Annotated in this window: 12 protein-coding genes; 9 read left to right on the top strand and 3 right to left on the bottom strand. The window is 71.1% G+C overall.

Going from position 1 to position 15,437, the window contains the following annotated elements:
- Nucleotides 1-80 precede the first annotated feature (80 nt).
- Nucleotides 81-641, top strand: a complete 561-nt coding sequence (locus IF29_RS0124635; protein WP_030258909.1) for a cysteine hydrolase family protein — start codon at nt 81-83, stop codon at nt 639-641.
- Between the two features lie 6 nt (nt 642-647).
- Nucleotides 648-1,553, top strand: coding sequence for a GlxA family transcriptional regulator (locus IF29_RS0124630; protein ID WP_030258907.1), 906 nt, complete (start codon nt 648-650; stop codon nt 1,551-1,553).
- Nucleotides 1,554-1,590: 37 nt separating this feature from the next.
- On the opposite strand, the gene IF29_RS0124625 is transcribed toward IF29_RS0124630, so the two are convergent.
- Nucleotides 1,591-2,634 carry an NAD(P)-dependent oxidoreductase gene (locus IF29_RS0124625; RefSeq protein WP_030258905.1) on the bottom strand — a complete coding sequence of 348 codons (1,044 nt, stop codon included), beginning with the start codon at nt 2,632-2,634 and terminating at the stop codon, nt 1,591-1,593.
- Between the two features lie 114 nt (nt 2,635-2,748).
- Between IF29_RS0124625 and IF29_RS0124620 the strand changes: the two genes are divergently transcribed.
- From IF29_RS0124620 to argF, 4 genes are all read left to right on the top strand, one after another.
- Nucleotides 2,749-4,257, top strand: coding sequence for a 3' terminal RNA ribose 2'-O-methyltransferase Hen1 (locus IF29_RS0124620; protein ID WP_030258903.1), 1,509 nt, complete (start codon nt 2,749-2,751; stop codon nt 4,255-4,257).
- Nucleotides 4,254-6,827 carry a polynucleotide kinase-phosphatase gene (locus tag IF29_RS0124615; protein ID WP_030258902.1) on the top strand — a complete coding sequence of 858 codons (2,574 nt, stop codon included), beginning with the start codon at nt 4,254-4,256 and terminating at the stop codon, nt 6,825-6,827. Before IF29_RS0124620 ends, IF29_RS0124615 begins: the two co-directional genes overlap by 4 nt.
- A gap of 67 nt (nt 6,828-6,894) precedes the next feature.
- A complete protein-coding gene (locus IF29_RS0124610) occupies nt 6,895-7,425 on the top strand; it encodes a GNAT family N-acetyltransferase (RefSeq protein WP_030258900.1) in 531 nt (176 codons plus the stop codon).
- A gap of 110 nt (nt 7,426-7,535) precedes the next feature.
- Entirely contained in the window at nt 7,536-8,537 is a 1,002-nt protein-coding gene (argF, locus tag IF29_RS0124605) for an ornithine carbamoyltransferase (RefSeq protein WP_030258898.1), read from the top strand.
- Nucleotides 8,538-8,585: 48 nt separating this feature from the next.
- Here the strand turns inward: argF and IF29_RS46250 are convergent, their stop codons facing one another.
- A complete protein-coding gene (locus IF29_RS46250; protein ID WP_157623912.1) occupies nt 8,586-8,756 on the bottom strand; it encodes a hypothetical protein in 171 nt (56 codons plus the stop codon).
- 223 nt (nt 8,757-8,979) lie between these two features.
- Between IF29_RS46250 and acnA the strand changes: the two genes are divergently transcribed.
- Both acnA and IF29_RS0124590 read left to right on the top strand, forming a co-directional pair.
- Nucleotides 8,980-11,703 (top strand): aconitate hydratase AcnA, encoded by a 2,724-nt coding sequence (acnA, locus tag IF29_RS0124595; RefSeq protein WP_030258897.1) that lies wholly within the window; start codon nt 8,980-8,982, stop codon nt 11,701-11,703.
- A gap of 152 nt (nt 11,704-11,855) precedes the next feature.
- On the top strand, nt 11,856-13,196 hold the full coding sequence (locus IF29_RS0124590; protein ID WP_030258895.1) for a glycoside hydrolase family 18 protein: 1,341 nt from the start codon (nt 11,856-11,858) through the stop codon (nt 13,194-13,196).
- Nucleotides 13,197-13,262: 66 nt separating this feature from the next.
- Here IF29_RS0124590 and IF29_RS0124585 read toward each other — a convergent pair whose 3' ends face one another.
- Nucleotides 13,263-13,880 (bottom strand): TetR/AcrR family transcriptional regulator, encoded by a 618-nt coding sequence (locus IF29_RS0124585; protein ID WP_030258894.1) that lies wholly within the window; start codon nt 13,878-13,880, stop codon nt 13,263-13,265.
- A gap of 107 nt (nt 13,881-13,987) precedes the next feature.
- Between IF29_RS0124585 and IF29_RS0124580 the strand changes: the two genes are divergently transcribed.
- Nucleotides 13,988-15,367, top strand: coding sequence for a GH1 family beta-glucosidase (locus IF29_RS0124580; RefSeq protein WP_030258893.1), 1,380 nt, complete (start codon nt 13,988-13,990; stop codon nt 15,365-15,367).
- Nucleotides 15,368-15,437: the final 70 nt, after the last annotated feature.

Below are 15,437 nucleotides of genomic sequence, written 5' to 3'. Positions count from 1 at the left end.
CTCCGGCATGACCGGATCGGTCCGCCCCGGGACCCGATCGGGTCTGGTCGCACCCGTCTGACCAGGACAGACTGGGGTCCATGAGCCGAGCACTGCTTGTCATCGACGTCCAGGAATCCTTCCGCGCCCGGGCCGAGGAGTGGGCCGCGAGCCACAACCCGAAGATCGCCGAGCCGGTCAACCGGCTGGTCTCGCTGGCCAGGTCCGCCGGGGACACCGTGGTCTGGGTGCTGCACTCCGAACCCGGCACCGACACCGTGTTCGACCCGGCCCTCGGCCAGGTCCGGCTGCTGGAGGAGCTGGACCACCGGGACGGCGACCTGACGGTGACCAAGACCTCCCACAATGCGTTCACCACCACCAATCTGCAGCAGCAGCTGATGGAGCGCGGCGTCACCGAGCTGGTGACCTGCGGCATCCGGACCGAACAGTGCGTGGAGACCACCACCAGGGTCGCCAGTGACCTGGGCTACCGGGTCACCTTCGTCCCGGACGCCACCTCCACCAGCCCGATCACCCGCGACGGGGTCACCCTCAGCACCGAGGAACTGGTCCAGCGCACCGTGTTCGTCCTGGCGGACCGCTTCGCCGACATCGCCACTGTCGACGAGCTGGAGGCCCGGGCCGCCGACCTGGGATGATGCGGTATGAGCCGTATCGTCTTCCTGCTGGTGCCCGGCGTGCACCTGCTCGATCTCGCCGGGCCCGCCCAGGTCTTCTCCACCGCCGCCGACTTCGGCCACGACTACACCCTCGGGTACGTCGCCGAGCAGCCGGTGGTGACCAGCGCCCAGGGCGTCCCGCTGCAGGCCGACACCGACTGGCCGGAGCTGGGACCGGAGGACCTGCTGCTGGTCCCCGGCTGGCGGTCGCCCTCCCTGGGGCCGGACTCCCCGCTCGGCCCGGACACGCTGCGACGGCTGCGCGAGCACCATGCCGCCGGCGGCACCGTGGCCAGCGTCTGCGCCGGGGCGGACGCACTGGGCCGGGCCGGACTGCTGGACGGCCGCCGCTGCACCACCCACCACGACCTCCAGGAGCAGCTGGCCGCCCGCTACCGCCGGGCGACGGTGGTCCGCGACGTCCTGTTCACCGTGGACGACCGGGTGGTGACCTCCGCCGGCATCGCCAGCGGTATCGACCTGGCGCTCCATCTGGTCGCCCAGCGCCACGGCCCGGCCGCGGCAGGCCAGATCGCCAGGGACATGGTCGTCTACGCCCGCCGCAACGGCCATGAGCAGCAGGACAGCGCGATGCTGCGGCACCGCTCGCACCTGGACGACACGGTGCACCGCGCCCAGGACGTCATCGACAGCCGCTACGACTCCCGGCTCCCGCTGGCGGACCTGGCGGCCGCGGTCGGTGTCAGCGACCGCACCCTCACCCGTCTCTTCACCCGCGCCACCGGCCTCACCCCGCTGCGCTACCAGCAGACGCTGCGCCTGGAGCGGGCCGAGCACCTCATCTCGCACGGTTCCACCGTGGACCACGCCGCCCGCACCGTCGGCTTCGAGGACCCCAGGATGCTCCGCCGCCTCCGCGCCAGGCCCTGAACGACCGGCCCGAACGATCGGCCCCGACGACCCTTGCTCAGCCGGTGACCGGACGGTTGCGGTAGCGGCCGACCAGCTCCCGCGCTGCGGCCTGCATCCGGACCGGCGGCAGGCCGCGGGCGATCAGGTCGAGGTCGTCCAGCACCATGTCGCCGATGCTGAGGAAGGCGGCCGGGATACCGCCCGCGCGGTGCGCGGAGAGAACCGTGCCCTCCAGCGCCCGGACGCTGTGGTCCGCCGGAACCGGCTCCTCCGGCCAGACGTCGATCCCGGCCAGGAACCGACCGGCGGCGACGCCGGCCAGCAGCGCGTCGTAGTCCACCACGGGTGCCCGGCTGACCAGCACCAACCGGGCACCCTGCGGGACGGTCGCCAGCAGCTCGGCGTCCAGCAGATGCCGGCTTTCCTCGGTCACGGTGGCGAGGACGAAGAGGAAGGTGCTCCTGGCGACGGTCTCGGCCAGCCCGGTCGGCAGCACCCCGTGCTCGCGCAGCACCGCGGCCGGCAGCCAGGGGTCGTACACCCTGATGGTGGGCGCGAATCCGGTGAGCACGGTGCGCAGCGCCCGGCCCAGGTTGCCGAAGCCGAGGAAGCCCACATCGGCGTTGCGCAGCAGCACGGCGTCGGCGTTGCCGCTGGCGACGTAGTTCTCACGTCCCTCGCGGAAGGCCCGGTCCTCCCGGCTGATGCCGCGGGCCAGGTCGAGGGCGAGGCCCAGCGCGTGCTCGGCGACGGCCTGCGCGTAGGCCGGGCCGCAGCCCAGGACGTGGATGCCCCGGTCGAAGCAGGCCTGGTAGTCGACATTGGGGTAGAAGTTGCCCTCGATATTCAGCACCGCGCGCAACTTCGGTGCGCGGGCCAGGCGTTCAGCGGGCAGGTCGGGCTGGCCGACGACCGCGAAGGCCTCCGGCAGGGCCCGGTCCAGGACCTCGCCGGCGGAGCCGGGCCCGGCGCCCTCCAGGTCGACCACGGTGTACCGCTCGTGCAGGGCGTGCAGCGCCTCCGGGGTGAAGATCCGTGAGACCGGGTGCGGGGATGCCTGGAGGATGACGACGGGCTTGGCGGCGTCGCTGCTGGGCATGGTGGTGATCCTGACTCGTCGGGGGCCGGGCAGGCTGTGCGCGGCTCATTCTGCTGGACCCGCGCACCGAAAACCCAGTGGGGCGATCATGGGGTTACGGCGATACTCGATCGTGTGTTCCTGACGATCAGTACCACCGGCACCCCCGAACGACCCGCCTCCGACCTGGGCTTCCTGCTGCACAAGCACCCGGACAAGGCCCAGTCGTTCCCCACCTCGCACGGCCTCGCGCACGTCTTCTACCCCGAGGCCGGGGCCGAGCGCTGCACCGCCGCGCTGCTGCTGGAGGTCGACCCGGTGGGTCTGGTTCGGCGCGGCCGTGGCAAGGGCCGGGGCGGTTCCCCCACGGCGACTTCTGGGAGTGGCGCGCTGGCGCAGTACGTCAACGACCGCCCCTACGCGGCCTCGTCGCTGCTCGCGGTGGCACTCGGCACGGTGTTCAAGAGCGCCCGGCAGGGCCGCTGCGACCAGCGCCCGGAGCTGGCGGCCGCCGCGCTGCCGCTGACCGTCACCGTGCCGGTGCTGCCCGCCAAAGCCGGCAAGGACGGCGGCGCCGAGCTGGTGCGCCGGCTGTTCGAGCCGCTGGGCTGGCAGGTGCGGTCCGAGCCGATCCCGCTCGACCCGGCCTTCCCCGACTGGGGCGACTCCCACTACGTGAGCCTGGAGCTGACCGGCACCCGGCGGCTCGCCGACGCCCTCAACCAGCTCTACGTGCTGCTGCCGGTGCTGGACGACTCCAAGCACTACTGGGTCTCCCCGGACGAGGTCGACAAGCTGCTCCGGGTCGGGGAGGGCTGGCTGGGGACCCACCCCGAGCTGTCCCTGATCACCCGTCGGTACTTCTCCCGTCGCTGGTCGCTGGCGCGCAGCGCGATGGAGCGGCTGGAGCTGGCCCGTCTCGCCGAGGCGGACGACCGCGAGCTGGAGGAGATCGACAACGCCGTCCCCGAGCAGGAGGCCGACGAGCAGGCGGTCGAGGAGAAGCCGACCCCGCTCGCGGTCCAGCGCCGCGCCGCCATCCTCGAGGCGCTGCGCGCCGCCGGGGCTACCCGGGTGGTGGACCTGGGCTGCGGCGAGGGAAGCCTGGTCGGCGCTCTCCTCAAGGAGCCACGGATCACCGAGGTACTGGGCGTGGACGTGTCCTCGCGCGCCCTCGGCATCGCCGCGCGCCGGCTGCATCTGGACCGGATGTCCGAGCGCCAGGCCTCCCGGGTCCGCCTGGTCCAGGGCGCCCTGACCTACACCGACGCCAGGCTGACCGGCTATGACGCCGCCGTCCTGTCCGAGGTGGTCGAGCACGTCGATCCGCCGCGACTGCCCGCGCTGGCGTACGCGGTGTTCGGCGCCGCACGCCCAGGCACGGTCGTGGTGACCACTCCGAATGCCGAGTACAACGTCCGCTGGGAGTCGCTGCCGGCCGGTCACGTCCGCCACCCGGACCACCGCTTCGAGTGGGACCGGGCCCAGTTCCGGGCCTGGGCCCGGCAGGTCGCCGACAGCTACGGCTACGGCGTCGCCTTCGCGCCGGTGGGCCCCGACGACCCCGAGGTCGGTCCGCCGACCCAGCTCGCCACCTTCACCCGCACCCCCGCCGACCGCCCGCAGGAAGCAGCGAACCGATGAGCGACAAGCGTCAGCTCCCCGTCCCCGACCTCTCCCTGGTGGTCCTGGTCGGCAGCACCGGTTCCGGCAAGTCCAGCTTCGCCGCCCGGCACTTCCGGCCCACCGAGGTGCTGTCCTCGGACACCTGCCGCGGACTGGTCTCCGACGACGACAACGACCAGTCGGCCACCAAGGACGCCTTCGACGTGCTGCACTACATCGCCGGGAAGCGGCTGGCCGCGGGCCGGCTCACGGTGGTGGACGCCACCAGCGTGCAGCCCGAGTCCCGGCGCCACCTGGTGAACCTGGCCCGCGAGTACGACGTGCTGCCGGTCGCCATCGTGCTGGACGTCCCCGAGAGCGTCTGCGCCGAGCGCAACGCGCTGCGCCCGGACCGCGCCGCCTTCAGCCCGCATGTGATCCCCCGTCAGCAGCGGGAGCTGCGGCGCTCGCTGAAGTTCCTGGAGCGCGAGGGCTTCCGCAAGGTCCACCTGCTGCGCGGGGTGGCCGAGGTGGAGGCCGCCGAGATCGTCCTGGAGAAGCGCTACAACGACCTGCGGCACCTCAGCGGGCCGTTCGACATCGTCGGCGACATCCACGGCTGCCGTTCCGAGCTGGTCACCCTGCTCGGCCGGCTGGGCTACCAGGTCGCCCGTGACGCCGAGGGGCGCGCCGTGGACGCCGTGCACCCGCAGGGCCGTACCGCGGTGTTCGTCGGCGACCTGGTCGACCGCGGCCCGGACACCCCCGGGGTGCTGCGCCTGGTCATGGGCATGGTCGCGGCCGGCCACGCGCTGTGCGTGCCGGGGAACCACGAGAACAAGCTTGGCCGGGCGCTGGCCGGACGCCAGGTGACGGTCAGTCACGGCCTGCAGGAGTCGCTGGACCAGCTGGCCGCCGAGCCGGCCGGGTTCGTCGCCGAGGTCCGCTCCTTCATCGACGGTCTGGTCAGCCACTACCTGCTGGACGACGGCAGGCTGGTGGTCTGCCACGCCGGGCTGCCGGAGCGGTACCACGGCCGCACCTCGGGCCGGGTGCGCTCGCACGCCCTCTACGGCGACACCACCGGCGAGACCGACGAGTACGGGCTGCCGGTGCGCTACCCCTGGGCCGAGGAGTACCGGGGCCGCGCCCTGGTCGTCTACGGCCACACCCCCACGCCCACCGCGAGCTTCGTCAACAACACCATCTGCCTGGACACCGGCGCCGTCTTCGGCGGCAGCATGACCGCGCTGCGCTACCCCGAGCGCGAGCTGGTCGAGGTCGAGGCCGAGCAGGTCTGGTACGAGCCGGTCCGCCCGCTGACCACCGACGCCCCCGGCAGCAGGGAGGGCCGTCCACTGGCGCTCACCGACGTCCAGGGCCACCGGATCGTGGAGACGGCGCACCACGGCCGGGTCGCCGTCAAGGAGGAGAACGCCGCCGCGGCGCTGGAGGTGATGAGCCGCTTCGCGCTGGACCCCAGGCTGCTCGCCTACCTGCCGCCGACCATGGCCCCGGTCGCGACCTCCCGCCGCGACGGCTACCTGGAGCACCCCGAGGACGCCTTCGCCGGCTTCCTCGCCGACGGGGTGCGCCAGGTGGTCTGCGAGGAGAAGCACATGGGCTCGCGGGCCGTGGTGCTGCTGGGCCGCGACGCGGAGGGCACCGCGCTGGAGAAGCGCTTCGGCGTCTCCACCGGCGGAGCGGTCTGGACCCGCACCGGGCGGGCCTTCCTCGACGACGAGGCGCTGACCTCGGCGGTCCTGGACCGACTGCGCTCGGCCGCGGTCAGGTCCGGACTGTTCGAACAGCTCGACAGCGACTGGCTGCTGCTGGACGCCGAGCTGATGCCCTGGTCGCTCAAGGCGCTCGGCCTGCTCAAGCGCCAGTACGCGGCGGTGGGTGCGGCGGCCGGGGCGGCCCTGCCGGCGGCCCTCGCCGCGCTGGAGGCCGCCCGGGCCCGCGGCGTCGGGGGCGTGGCCACCGACGAGCTGACGGCCCGCCAGTTGGCCCGCCGGGCCGACGCCGCCGCCTTCACCGAGGCGTACCGGCAGTACTGCTGGCCGGTGCAGGGCCTGGACGGGATCAAGCTGGCCCCGTTCCAGATCCTCGCCGCCGAGGGCGCCAACCTGGCGACCCGTCCGCACGACCAGCACCTCGCCTGGATCGACGCCCTGGTCGACGCCGACGACTCCGGTCTGCTCAGGCGCACCGGTCGGCTGGCGGTCGACACCGCCGACGAGCAGTCGGTGGCCGAAGCCGTGCGCTGGTGGGAGGAGCTGACGGCGGCCGGGGGAGAGGGCATGGTGGTCAAGCCGCTGGCCTCGCTGGTGCGCCCCGAGGGCGGACGGCTGGCGCAGCCGGGGGTCAAGGTCAGGGGCCGCGAGTACCTGCGGATCATCTACGGTCCCGACTACACGCTGCCGGCCCATCTGGACCGGCTGCGCTCACGCGCCCTCGGCCACAAGCGCTCGCTCGCCCTGCGCGAGTACGCGCTCGGCCTGGAGGCGCTGGACCGCCTCGCCGCGAGCGAGCCGCTGTGGCGGGTCCACGAGGCCGTCTTCGCCGTCCTGGCCCTGGAGTCGGAGCCGGTCGACCCCCGGCTCTGAGCGCCTCGGACCACCTCCTCACCATCCGCAAGAAGCACAAGAAGCACAAGAAGCACAAGGAGTGCCCATGCCCGAGTACCGCATCCACCTGGTCCGGCCCGAGGACGCCGACCGGGTCCGGACCATGCGGCTGGCCATGCTCCAGGACGCCCCGATGGCGTACCTGGAGACCTACGAGCAGGCGCTGGGCCGCACGCCCGAGGAGTGGGTCCAGCGCGCCGGCCGCGGCACCCGGCCCGGCAGCACCTCCTACGCCGCGGTGGAGCAGGCCACCGGCGACTGGGTCGGCGGGATGAACGCCTACGTCCCCGAGGACACCCCGGACACCGCCTGGCTGGTCGGCGTCTGGGTGCACCCGGAGCACCGCGGCGGCAAGCTGGGCGTGACCGACGCCCTGTTGGACACCGTGATCGCCTGGGCCCGCGGTCAGGTCCGCCGGCAGGCCGGGGTGCCACGCCTGCTGCTGGAGGTGCACGAGGACAACGCCCGCGCGATCGCCTACTACGAGCGCCGCGGCTTCGTCCGCACCGGAGTGACCGTGCCCTATCCGCTGGACCCCTCGACCTGGGAGCTGGAGATGGAACTGCTCCTCGGCTGAGACTCCTGGGACTGAACTCCTGGACTGAACCGGGGTCGATCGCATATTCATGCCTACTTACGTATAGAATTGCTGGATCGATCCCCGCCCCCGTCACCCAGGAGCCCGCGATGGCCTTCAATCTCCGGCACCGGCACTTCCTCAAGGAGCTGGACTTCACCCCCCAGGAGTTCCGCTTCCTGCTCGATCTGTCGGCCCAGCTGAAGGCGGCCAAGTACGCGGGCACCGAGCAGCCCCGGCTGCGCGGCAGGAACATCGCGCTGGTCTTTGAGAAGGGCTCCACCCGGACCCGCTGCGCCTTCGAGGTCGCCGCCGCCGACCAGGGCGCGCACACCACCTACCTCGACCCCAGCGGCTCCCACCTGGGGAGCAAGGAGTCGGTGAAGGACACCGCCAGGGTCCTCGGCCGGATGTTCGACGGGATCCAGTACCGGGGCCACGGCCAGCAGGTCGTCGAGGAGCTGGCCGCCCACGCCGGCGTCCCGGTCTGGAACGGGCTGACCGACGAGTGGCACCCCACCCAGATGCTCGCCGACATCCTGACCGTGCAGGAGCACAGCACCAAGCCGCTGCCCGAGGTCGCGCTGGCCTACCTGGGTGACGCCCGCAACAACATGGGCAACTCGCTGCTGGTCACCGGGGCGCTGCTCGGCATGGACATCCGCATCGTCGCCCCCGAGCGGCTCTGGCCGACTGCCGAGGTCCGGGCCGAGGCGGCGGCGCTGGCCGAGCGGACCGGCGCGCGGATCACCCTCACCGCGGACGTGGCCGAGGGGGTCCGCGGCGCGGACTTCCTCTACACCGACGTCTGGGTCTCCATGGGCGAGCCCAAGGAGGTCTGGGCCGAGCGGATCGAACTGCTGACCCCGTACCAGGTCTCCATGGACACCGTCCGGGCCACCGGCAATCCGGCGGTGAAGTTCCTGCACTGCCTGCCGGCCTTCCACGACCTGGAGACCGAGGTCGCCCGGCAGCTGCACGCCAGCACCGGTATGACCGAGCTGGAGGTCACCGACGAGCTGTTCGAGTCCGAGCACTCGGTGGTCTTCGACCAGGCCGAGAACCGGCTGCACACCATCAAGGCGGTCCTGGTCGCCACCCTGGGCGACTGAGTACGGCCCGTGGCCCGTGGCCCGTGGCCCGGACCGGGGGCGCGGAGGCTACTTCCGCGCCGCCGGCCGCAGGCTGCTCAGCACGGCGTAGACCATGTACAGCGGCGCCGCGACCACGAGCAGCCCGAGCACGATCAGGAACCCGGTCAGGGCCACATCACTGGTCACGTTCATGATGGTGCCCAGCGCGTCGCCGATGCCGTTCCACACACTGCTCATGGCTGTCCCTCACGATCTCGTCACGGTGCGTCCGGACCACTCGGTTGTCACGTTACGCCCCGGCCTTCCGCTCAGCTCAGGGGCCCTGGGGTGAGGGTGTCCTTACTTCGCCGCGTCGGTGTGGATGCACTATGGTTATCTCGACATCAAGATATCCTCAGCGTGACCGCGCTGACGCCAGCAGGCAGAGACAGCCAGTACCAGAGACACCAGGGAGACAGTCGTGTCCGCCAACAGCTTCGACGCCCGCAGCTCGCTGCAGGTGGGCGACGAGTCGTACGAGATCTTCAAGCTGGACAAGGTCGAGGGCTCCGAGCGCCTTCCCTACAGCCTGAAGGTGCTCCTGGAGAACCTGCTCCGCACGGAGGACGGCGCGAACATCACCGCCGACCACATCCGCGCGCTGGGCGACTGGGACGCGACCGCGCAGCCCAGCCAGGAGATCCAGTTCACGCCCGCCCGCGTGATCATGCAGGACTTCACCGGCGTGCCCTGCGTCGTCGACCTGGCGACCATGCGTGAGGCCGTCAAGGAACTCGGCGGCGACCCGGCGAAGATCAACCCGCTGGCCCCGGCCGAGCTGGTCATCGACCACTCCGTCATCGCCGACAAGTTCGGCACCAAGGACTCCTTCGCGCAGAACGTCGAGATCGAGTACGGCCGCAACAAGGAGCGCTACCAGTTCCTGCGCTGGGGCCAGACCGCGTTCGACGAGTTCAAGGTCGTCCCGCCGGGCACCGGCATCGTGCACCAGGTCAACATCGAGCACCTGGCCCGCACCATCATGGTCCGCAACGGCCAGGCCTACCCCGACACCTGCGTCGGCACCGACTCGCACACCACCATGGTCAACGGCCTGGGCGTGCTGGGCTGGGGCGTCGGCGGCATCGAGGCCGAGGCCGCGATGCTGGGCCAGCCGGTCTCCATGCTGATCCCGCGCGTGGTCGGCTTCAAGCTCAACGGCGCGCTCCCGGCCGGTGCCACCGCCACCGACCTGGTGCTCACCATCACCGAGATGCTGCGCAAGCACGGTGTAGTCGGCAAGTTCGTCGAGTTCTACGGCGAGGGCGTCGGCTCCATCCCGCTCGCCAACCGCGCCACCATCGGCAACATGTCGCCGGAGTTCGGCTCCACCTGCGCCATCTTCCCGATCGACGCCGAGACCATCTCCTACCTCAAGCTCACCGGCCGCAGCGAGCAGCAGCTCGCCCTGGTCGAGGCCTACGCCAAGGCCCAGGGCCTGTGGCACGACCCCTCGGTCGAGCCGGTCTACTCCGAGTACCTGGAGCTGGACCTGGCGACCGTGGTCCCCTCCATCGCCGGCCCGAAGCGGCCGCAGGACCGGGTCATCCTCGCCGAGGCGGCCGAGCGGTTCCGCCACGCGGTGCGCGACTACATCGCGGTGGACGACGAGTCGGGCAAGGAGTCCTTCCCGGCCTCCGACTCCCCGGCGGTCACCAACGGCATCCACAAGCCCACCCTGGTCACCGCCCCCGACGGCACCAGCTACGAGATCGACAACGGCGCGGTGGTGATCGCCTCGATCACCTCCTGCACCAACACCTCCAACCCCTCGGTGATGCTGGGCGCCGCCCTGCTCGCGAAGAAGGCCGTGGAGAAGGGCCTGCACGCCAAGCCCTGGGTGAAGACCACGCTGGCCCCCGGGTCCAAGGTCGTCATGGACTACTACGAGAAGGCCGGCCTGCTCCCCTACATGGAGAAGCTGGGCTTCAACCTGGTCGGCTACGGCTGCGTCACCTGCATCGGCAACTCCGGCCCGCTGCCCGACGAGGTCTCGGCCGCCGTCAACGAGCACGACCTGGCCGCCGTCTCGGTGCTCTCCGGCAACCGCAACTTCGAGGGCCGGATCAACCCCGACGTCAAGATGAACTACCTGGCCTCGCCGCCGCTGGTGGTCGCCTACGCCATCGCCGGCAACATGAACGTCGACATCACCCGGGACGCGCTGGGCACCGACGCCGACGGCAAGCCGGTCTACCTCGCCGACATCTGGCCGTCGGAGAAGGAGATCGCCGAGGTCGTGGCCTCGTCGATCGACCAGGCCATGTTCACCAAGGACTACGCGGACGTCTTCGCGGGCGACCAGCGCTGGCAGTCGCTGCCCATCCCGACCGGCAACACCTTCGAGTGGGACAGCGAGTCCACCTACGTCCGCAAGCCCCCCTACTTCGAGGGCATGGCGCACGAGCCCAGCCCGGTCACCGACATCGCCGGCGCCCGGGTGCTGGCCAAGCTGGGCGACTCGGTCACCACCGACCACATCTCCCCGGCCGGCAACATCAAGCCGGGCACCCCGGCCGCGCAGTACCTCACCGAGCACGGCGTGGAGAAGCGCGACTTCAACTCCTACGGCTCGCGCCGCGGCAACCACGAGGTGATGATCCGCGGCACCTTCGCCAACATCCGGCTGCGCAACCAGATCGCGCCCGGCACCGAGGGCGGCTACACCCGCGACTTCACCCAGTCCACTGAAGGTGACGGGGGTGCGCCGGTGTCGTTCATCTACGACGCCGCGCAGAACTACCAGGCCGCCGGCGTCCCGCTGGTGATCCTGGCGGGCAAGGAGTACGGCTCGGGCTCGTCCCGCGACTGGGCCGCCAAGGGCACCGCGCTGCTGGGCGTCAAGGCCGTCGTCGCCGAGTCCTACGAGCGCATCCACCGCTCCAACCTGATCGGCATGGGCGTGCTGCCGCTGCAGTTCCCCGAGGGAGCCAACGCCGACAGCCTGGGCCTGACCGGCGAGGAGACCTTCTCCATCACCGGCGTGACCGCGCTGAACGACGGCGGCATCCCGGAGACCGTGAAGGTCAAGGCGGGCGACGTCGAGTTCGACGCCAAGGTCCGCATCGACACCCCCGGTGAGGCCGACTACTACCGCAACGGCGGCATCCTGCAGTACGTGCTGCGGTCGCTGATCGCCAAGTAGCCAGACCAGCCCGACGGCGCCCCCACCGGACTTCCGGTGGGGGCGTTGCTGTTTCCTCTCACCCCTTGTGCAGAGCCTGTTTATTGGCCTATACCTATTCTTCACTTGGTCCAGACCAATTTTGCGCTGCTCACCCCCTGAGAGGGTCGCTCATGCGTCTGTCCGTCTCCGGCCACAAGGCCACCGGGCTGCTCACCGTTCTCGCGCTGGCCACCGGCACCGTTCTCGCCGCCGGCCCCAGCGCCTCCGCCCATTCCTCGTCACCGGCCCTGGTGGGCCAGCGGGTCGGCTTCTTCACCCAGTGGTCCATCTACAGCGGCTTCTCGGCCAAGAAGGTCGACACCAGCGGCCAGGCCGCGAAGCTCACCACCCTCAACTACGCCTTCGGCAACGTCGGTTCGGACGGCACCTGCTTCGAGGCCAACCAGGCCGGACAGGGCGACGCCTGGGCCGACTACCAGCGCCCGGTCGGCGCCGACGAGGCGGTCGACGGCGTCGCCGACACCGCCGACCAGCCGCTGAAGGGCAACTTCAACCAGCTCCGCGAGCTCAAGGCCAAGTACCCGCAGCTGCACCCGATGATCACCCTGGGCGGCTGGACCTGGTCGGCCTACTTCTCCAGCGCGGCGGCCACCCCGGAGTCCCGGGCCAAGCTGGTCTCCTCCTGCATCGACCAGTTCATCAAGGGCGACCTGCCGGTGCTGGACGGTGTCAACGGCGGTCAGGGCGCGGCGGCGAACATCTTCGACGGCATCGACATCGACTGGGAGTACCCGGGCGGCGGCGGCAACGACGGCAACCAGGCCAGCCCGCAGGACGGCCACAACTTCACCCTGCTGCTGCAGGAGTTCCGCAAGCAGCTGGACGCGCTGGGCAAGCAGACCGGGAAGCACTACCTGCTGACCGCCGACACCGCGGCCGGCCGTCCCAAGATCGCCCAGCTCGAACTGCCCCAGGCCGCCAAGGCGGTGGACTGGTTCAACCTGATGGCCTACGACTTCCACGGGAGCTGGGAGGCGACCGGGCCGACCAACGACGCCGCCAACCTGCACCAGGCCCCCAACGACCCGGCCAAGGCCGGCGACCTCAACTACAGCATCGACGGCGTGCTGGGCGACTACCTCAGCCACGGCGTCCCGGCGAAGAAGATCGTGCTCGGCACGCCCTTCTACGGCTACGGCTGGAGCGGGGTCGGCGCCAAGAACAACGGCCTGTACCAGCCGGCCACCGGCACCCTGGGCAGCATCCCGTACAACACCCTGGTGAACACCCCGGGCACGCTGCACTACAACTGGGTCACCGGCGCCAGCACCAAGTACGACGCGGCCACCCAGTCCTTCTACAGCTACGACACCCCGCAGGTGCTGGAGTCCAAGGCCGCCTACTCCCGCTGGCTCGGCCTCGGCGGAGTGATGGCCTGGTCGCTGGACAACGACACCGCCACCGGTGACCTGATGTCCGCCCTCAACAAGGGGCTGAACACCGGCTTCTGACGGTTGAACAACTGAAGGGTGCCCGCCGTGCGGAGATCCGCGCGGCGGGCACCGTCTGTCACCGCGTCAGGAGAGGTAGCCGCGGAGCAGGCGCTTGCACTCGGCGATCAGGGCCGGGTCGCCCTCGGGATCGGTGCGGAAGGCCAGTCGGAGCACGGCGTCCGCGCACTCCAGCGCGACCCGGAGGGAGAGCCGCGGGTCGGGACGGTCGGCGCCGGTGCCCAGCAGGTCGGCGGCGAAGCTCCAGAGCCGGTCGGCCACGGCCGAGTTGTTGTCGAGCACGTCGTCCAGCAGATGCAGGTTCTGCTCGTCCTCGGTGATGCCGATGGCGCCGAAGTCCACCACGCCGAAGCCGGGGACGGCGCGGTGCATGGCCACGTACTCCTCCACCGCGAGGTCGACCAGCGTGCCCGCGTGCGCGGGCTTCTCGGCCTCCACCCGGCGGGAGAGCCGGTCGGTGAAGTGCTCCAGATTGCGCTCGGCCAGCGCGCCGAGCAGACCCTCGACGCCGGGGAAGAACTGGTACAGGGTGCCGATCGGCACCTGTGCACGGCGCGCCACCTCCTTGGTGGTCAGGCCGGTGTAGCCGACCTCGTCCAGGAGTTCGGCGCAGGAGTCCAGGATCCGCTCGAAGCGCTCCAGGCTGCGGCGCTGGACGGGGCGGCGGCGTACTGCGGTCTGCATGCCCCCACTCTGCCGGATCGGGTGTAGCGTTGGCGAGCATGAAATGCGAGTGAAGCTCATGTTCACCCCGTCGCCAGCCACCGCCCCCCGCAAGGAGTGGACCGCCCATGCCGCAGCTTCCCGCCTCGTTCACCTGGGGTGCCTCCACCGCCGCCTACCAGATCGAGGGCGCCGCCCATGAGGACGGCAAGGGCGATTCGGTCTGGGACACCTTCACCCGGCGCCCGGACGCGGTGCGCGACGGCCACACCGGCGACACCGCCTGCGACCACTACCACCGCTTCCCCGAGGACGTGGCGCTGATGAAGGGCCTCGGCCTGGACGCCTACCGCTTCTCGGTCTCCTGGCCGCGGATCCTGCCGACCGGTTCCGGCGCCGTCAACCAGGCCGGTCTCGACTTCTACGACCGACTGGTGGACGAGCTGCTGGCGGCCGGGATCGCGCCCACCCCCACGCTGTTCCACTGGGACCTGCCGCAGGCGCTGGAGCAGCAGAACGGCTGGCTGAACCGCGACACCGCATACCGGTTCGCCGAGTACGCGGCGGTCGTCGCCGAACGCCTCGCCGACCGGGTCAGGCGCTGGATCACCCTCAACGAGCCCTTTGTGCACATGGTGTACGGCTACGCCTTCGGCATCCACGCCCCGGGCCGCGCGCTGATGCTGGACGCCCTCCCGGTGGCGCACCACCAGTTGCTGGGCCACGGACTGGCCGTCGCCGAGCTGCGCCGGTACGGCGCCGAGGAGGTGCTGATCGCCAACAACTGCACACCGGTCCGGGTGGCCGGCGACACCGAGGCGGACCGCGCCGCCGCCGAGGCCTACGACAACCTGCACAACCGGCTGTTCAACGACCCGCTGCTGCTCGGCCGCTATCCCGACCTGTCCGGCTACGGTCTGACCGACCCCGGTTGGGGCGGCCTGGTCAGGGACGGCGACCTGGAGGCCATCGCCGCACCGATCGACGGCCTGGGCCTCAACTACTACAACCCGACCTGGGTCAAGGCGCCGGAGACCCCGGACGCCCTGCTGCCCTTCGACCTGGCGGAGCCGGTGGAGCCGGTCGCGCCCGCCGGACCGTACCGGCGCACCGCCTTCGGCTGGCCGGTGGTGCCGGACGGGCTGACCGAACTGCTGGTGGGCACCGCGGAGCGCTACGGCGACGCGCTGCCGCCGCTATGGATCACCGAGAACGGCTGCTCGCAGCCGGACGAGCTGCTGGACGGCGCGGTCGACGACCGGGCCAGGATCGACTACCTGCGCGACCACATCGACGCGGTGGCCGAGGCCGTCGCCCGGGGCGTGGACGTCCGCGGCTACTTCACCTGGTCGCTGCTGGACAACTTCGAATGGGCCGAGGGCTACCACCAGCGCTTCGGGCTGGTCCACGTGGACTTCGAGACGCTGGTGCGGACGCCCAAGGCGTCCTACGCCTGGTACCGCGACCGCATCGCCGAACACCGCATCTCCCGACACCGCAGCGGCTGAAACCTTCCCAGCGCTCCGGCCCGCCACTACACTCCGCACAAATGTGAGATCGACTCACGTTCCATGCGCG

Source organism: Streptacidiphilus jeojiense, assembly GCF_000719095.1.
Lineage (GTDB): Bacteria > Actinomycetota > Actinomycetes > Streptomycetales > Streptomycetaceae > Streptacidiphilus > Streptacidiphilus jeojiensis.
This window is presented reverse-complemented; position numbering and strand designations above follow the sequence as displayed.

Coding starts and splice junctions, on each gene's coding strand:
- IF29_RS0124615 (WP_030258902.1), top strand. CDS start 4,254: ATGAGCGACAAGCGTCAGCTCCCCGTCCCCGACCTCTCCCTGGTGGTC.
- IF29_RS0124635 (WP_030258909.1), top strand. CDS start 81: ATGAGCCGAGCACTGCTTGTCATCGACGTCCAGGAATCCTTCCGCGCC.
- IF29_RS0124610 (WP_030258900.1), top strand. CDS start 6,895: ATGCCCGAGTACCGCATCCACCTGGTCCGGCCCGAGGACGCCGACCGG.
- IF29_RS0124580 (WP_030258893.1), top strand. CDS start 13,988: ATGCCGCAGCTTCCCGCCTCGTTCACCTGGGGTGCCTCCACCGCCGCC.
- IF29_RS46250 (WP_157623912.1), bottom strand. CDS start 8,756: ATGAGCAGTGTGTGGAACGGCATCGGCGACGCGCTGGGCACCATCATG.
- IF29_RS0124625 (WP_030258905.1), bottom strand. CDS start 2,634: ATGCCCAGCAGCGACGCCGCCAAGCCCGTCGTCATCCTCCAGGCATCC.
- IF29_RS0124630 (WP_030258907.1), top strand. CDS start 648: ATGAGCCGTATCGTCTTCCTGCTGGTGCCCGGCGTGCACCTGCTCGAT.
- IF29_RS0124585 (WP_030258894.1), bottom strand. CDS start 13,880: ATGCAGACCGCAGTACGCCGCCGCCCCGTCCAGCGCCGCAGCCTGGAG.
- IF29_RS0124590 (WP_030258895.1), top strand. CDS start 11,856: ATGCGTCTGTCCGTCTCCGGCCACAAGGCCACCGGGCTGCTCACCGTT.
- argF (WP_030258898.1), top strand. CDS start 7,536: ATGGCCTTCAATCTCCGGCACCGGCACTTCCTCAAGGAGCTGGACTTC.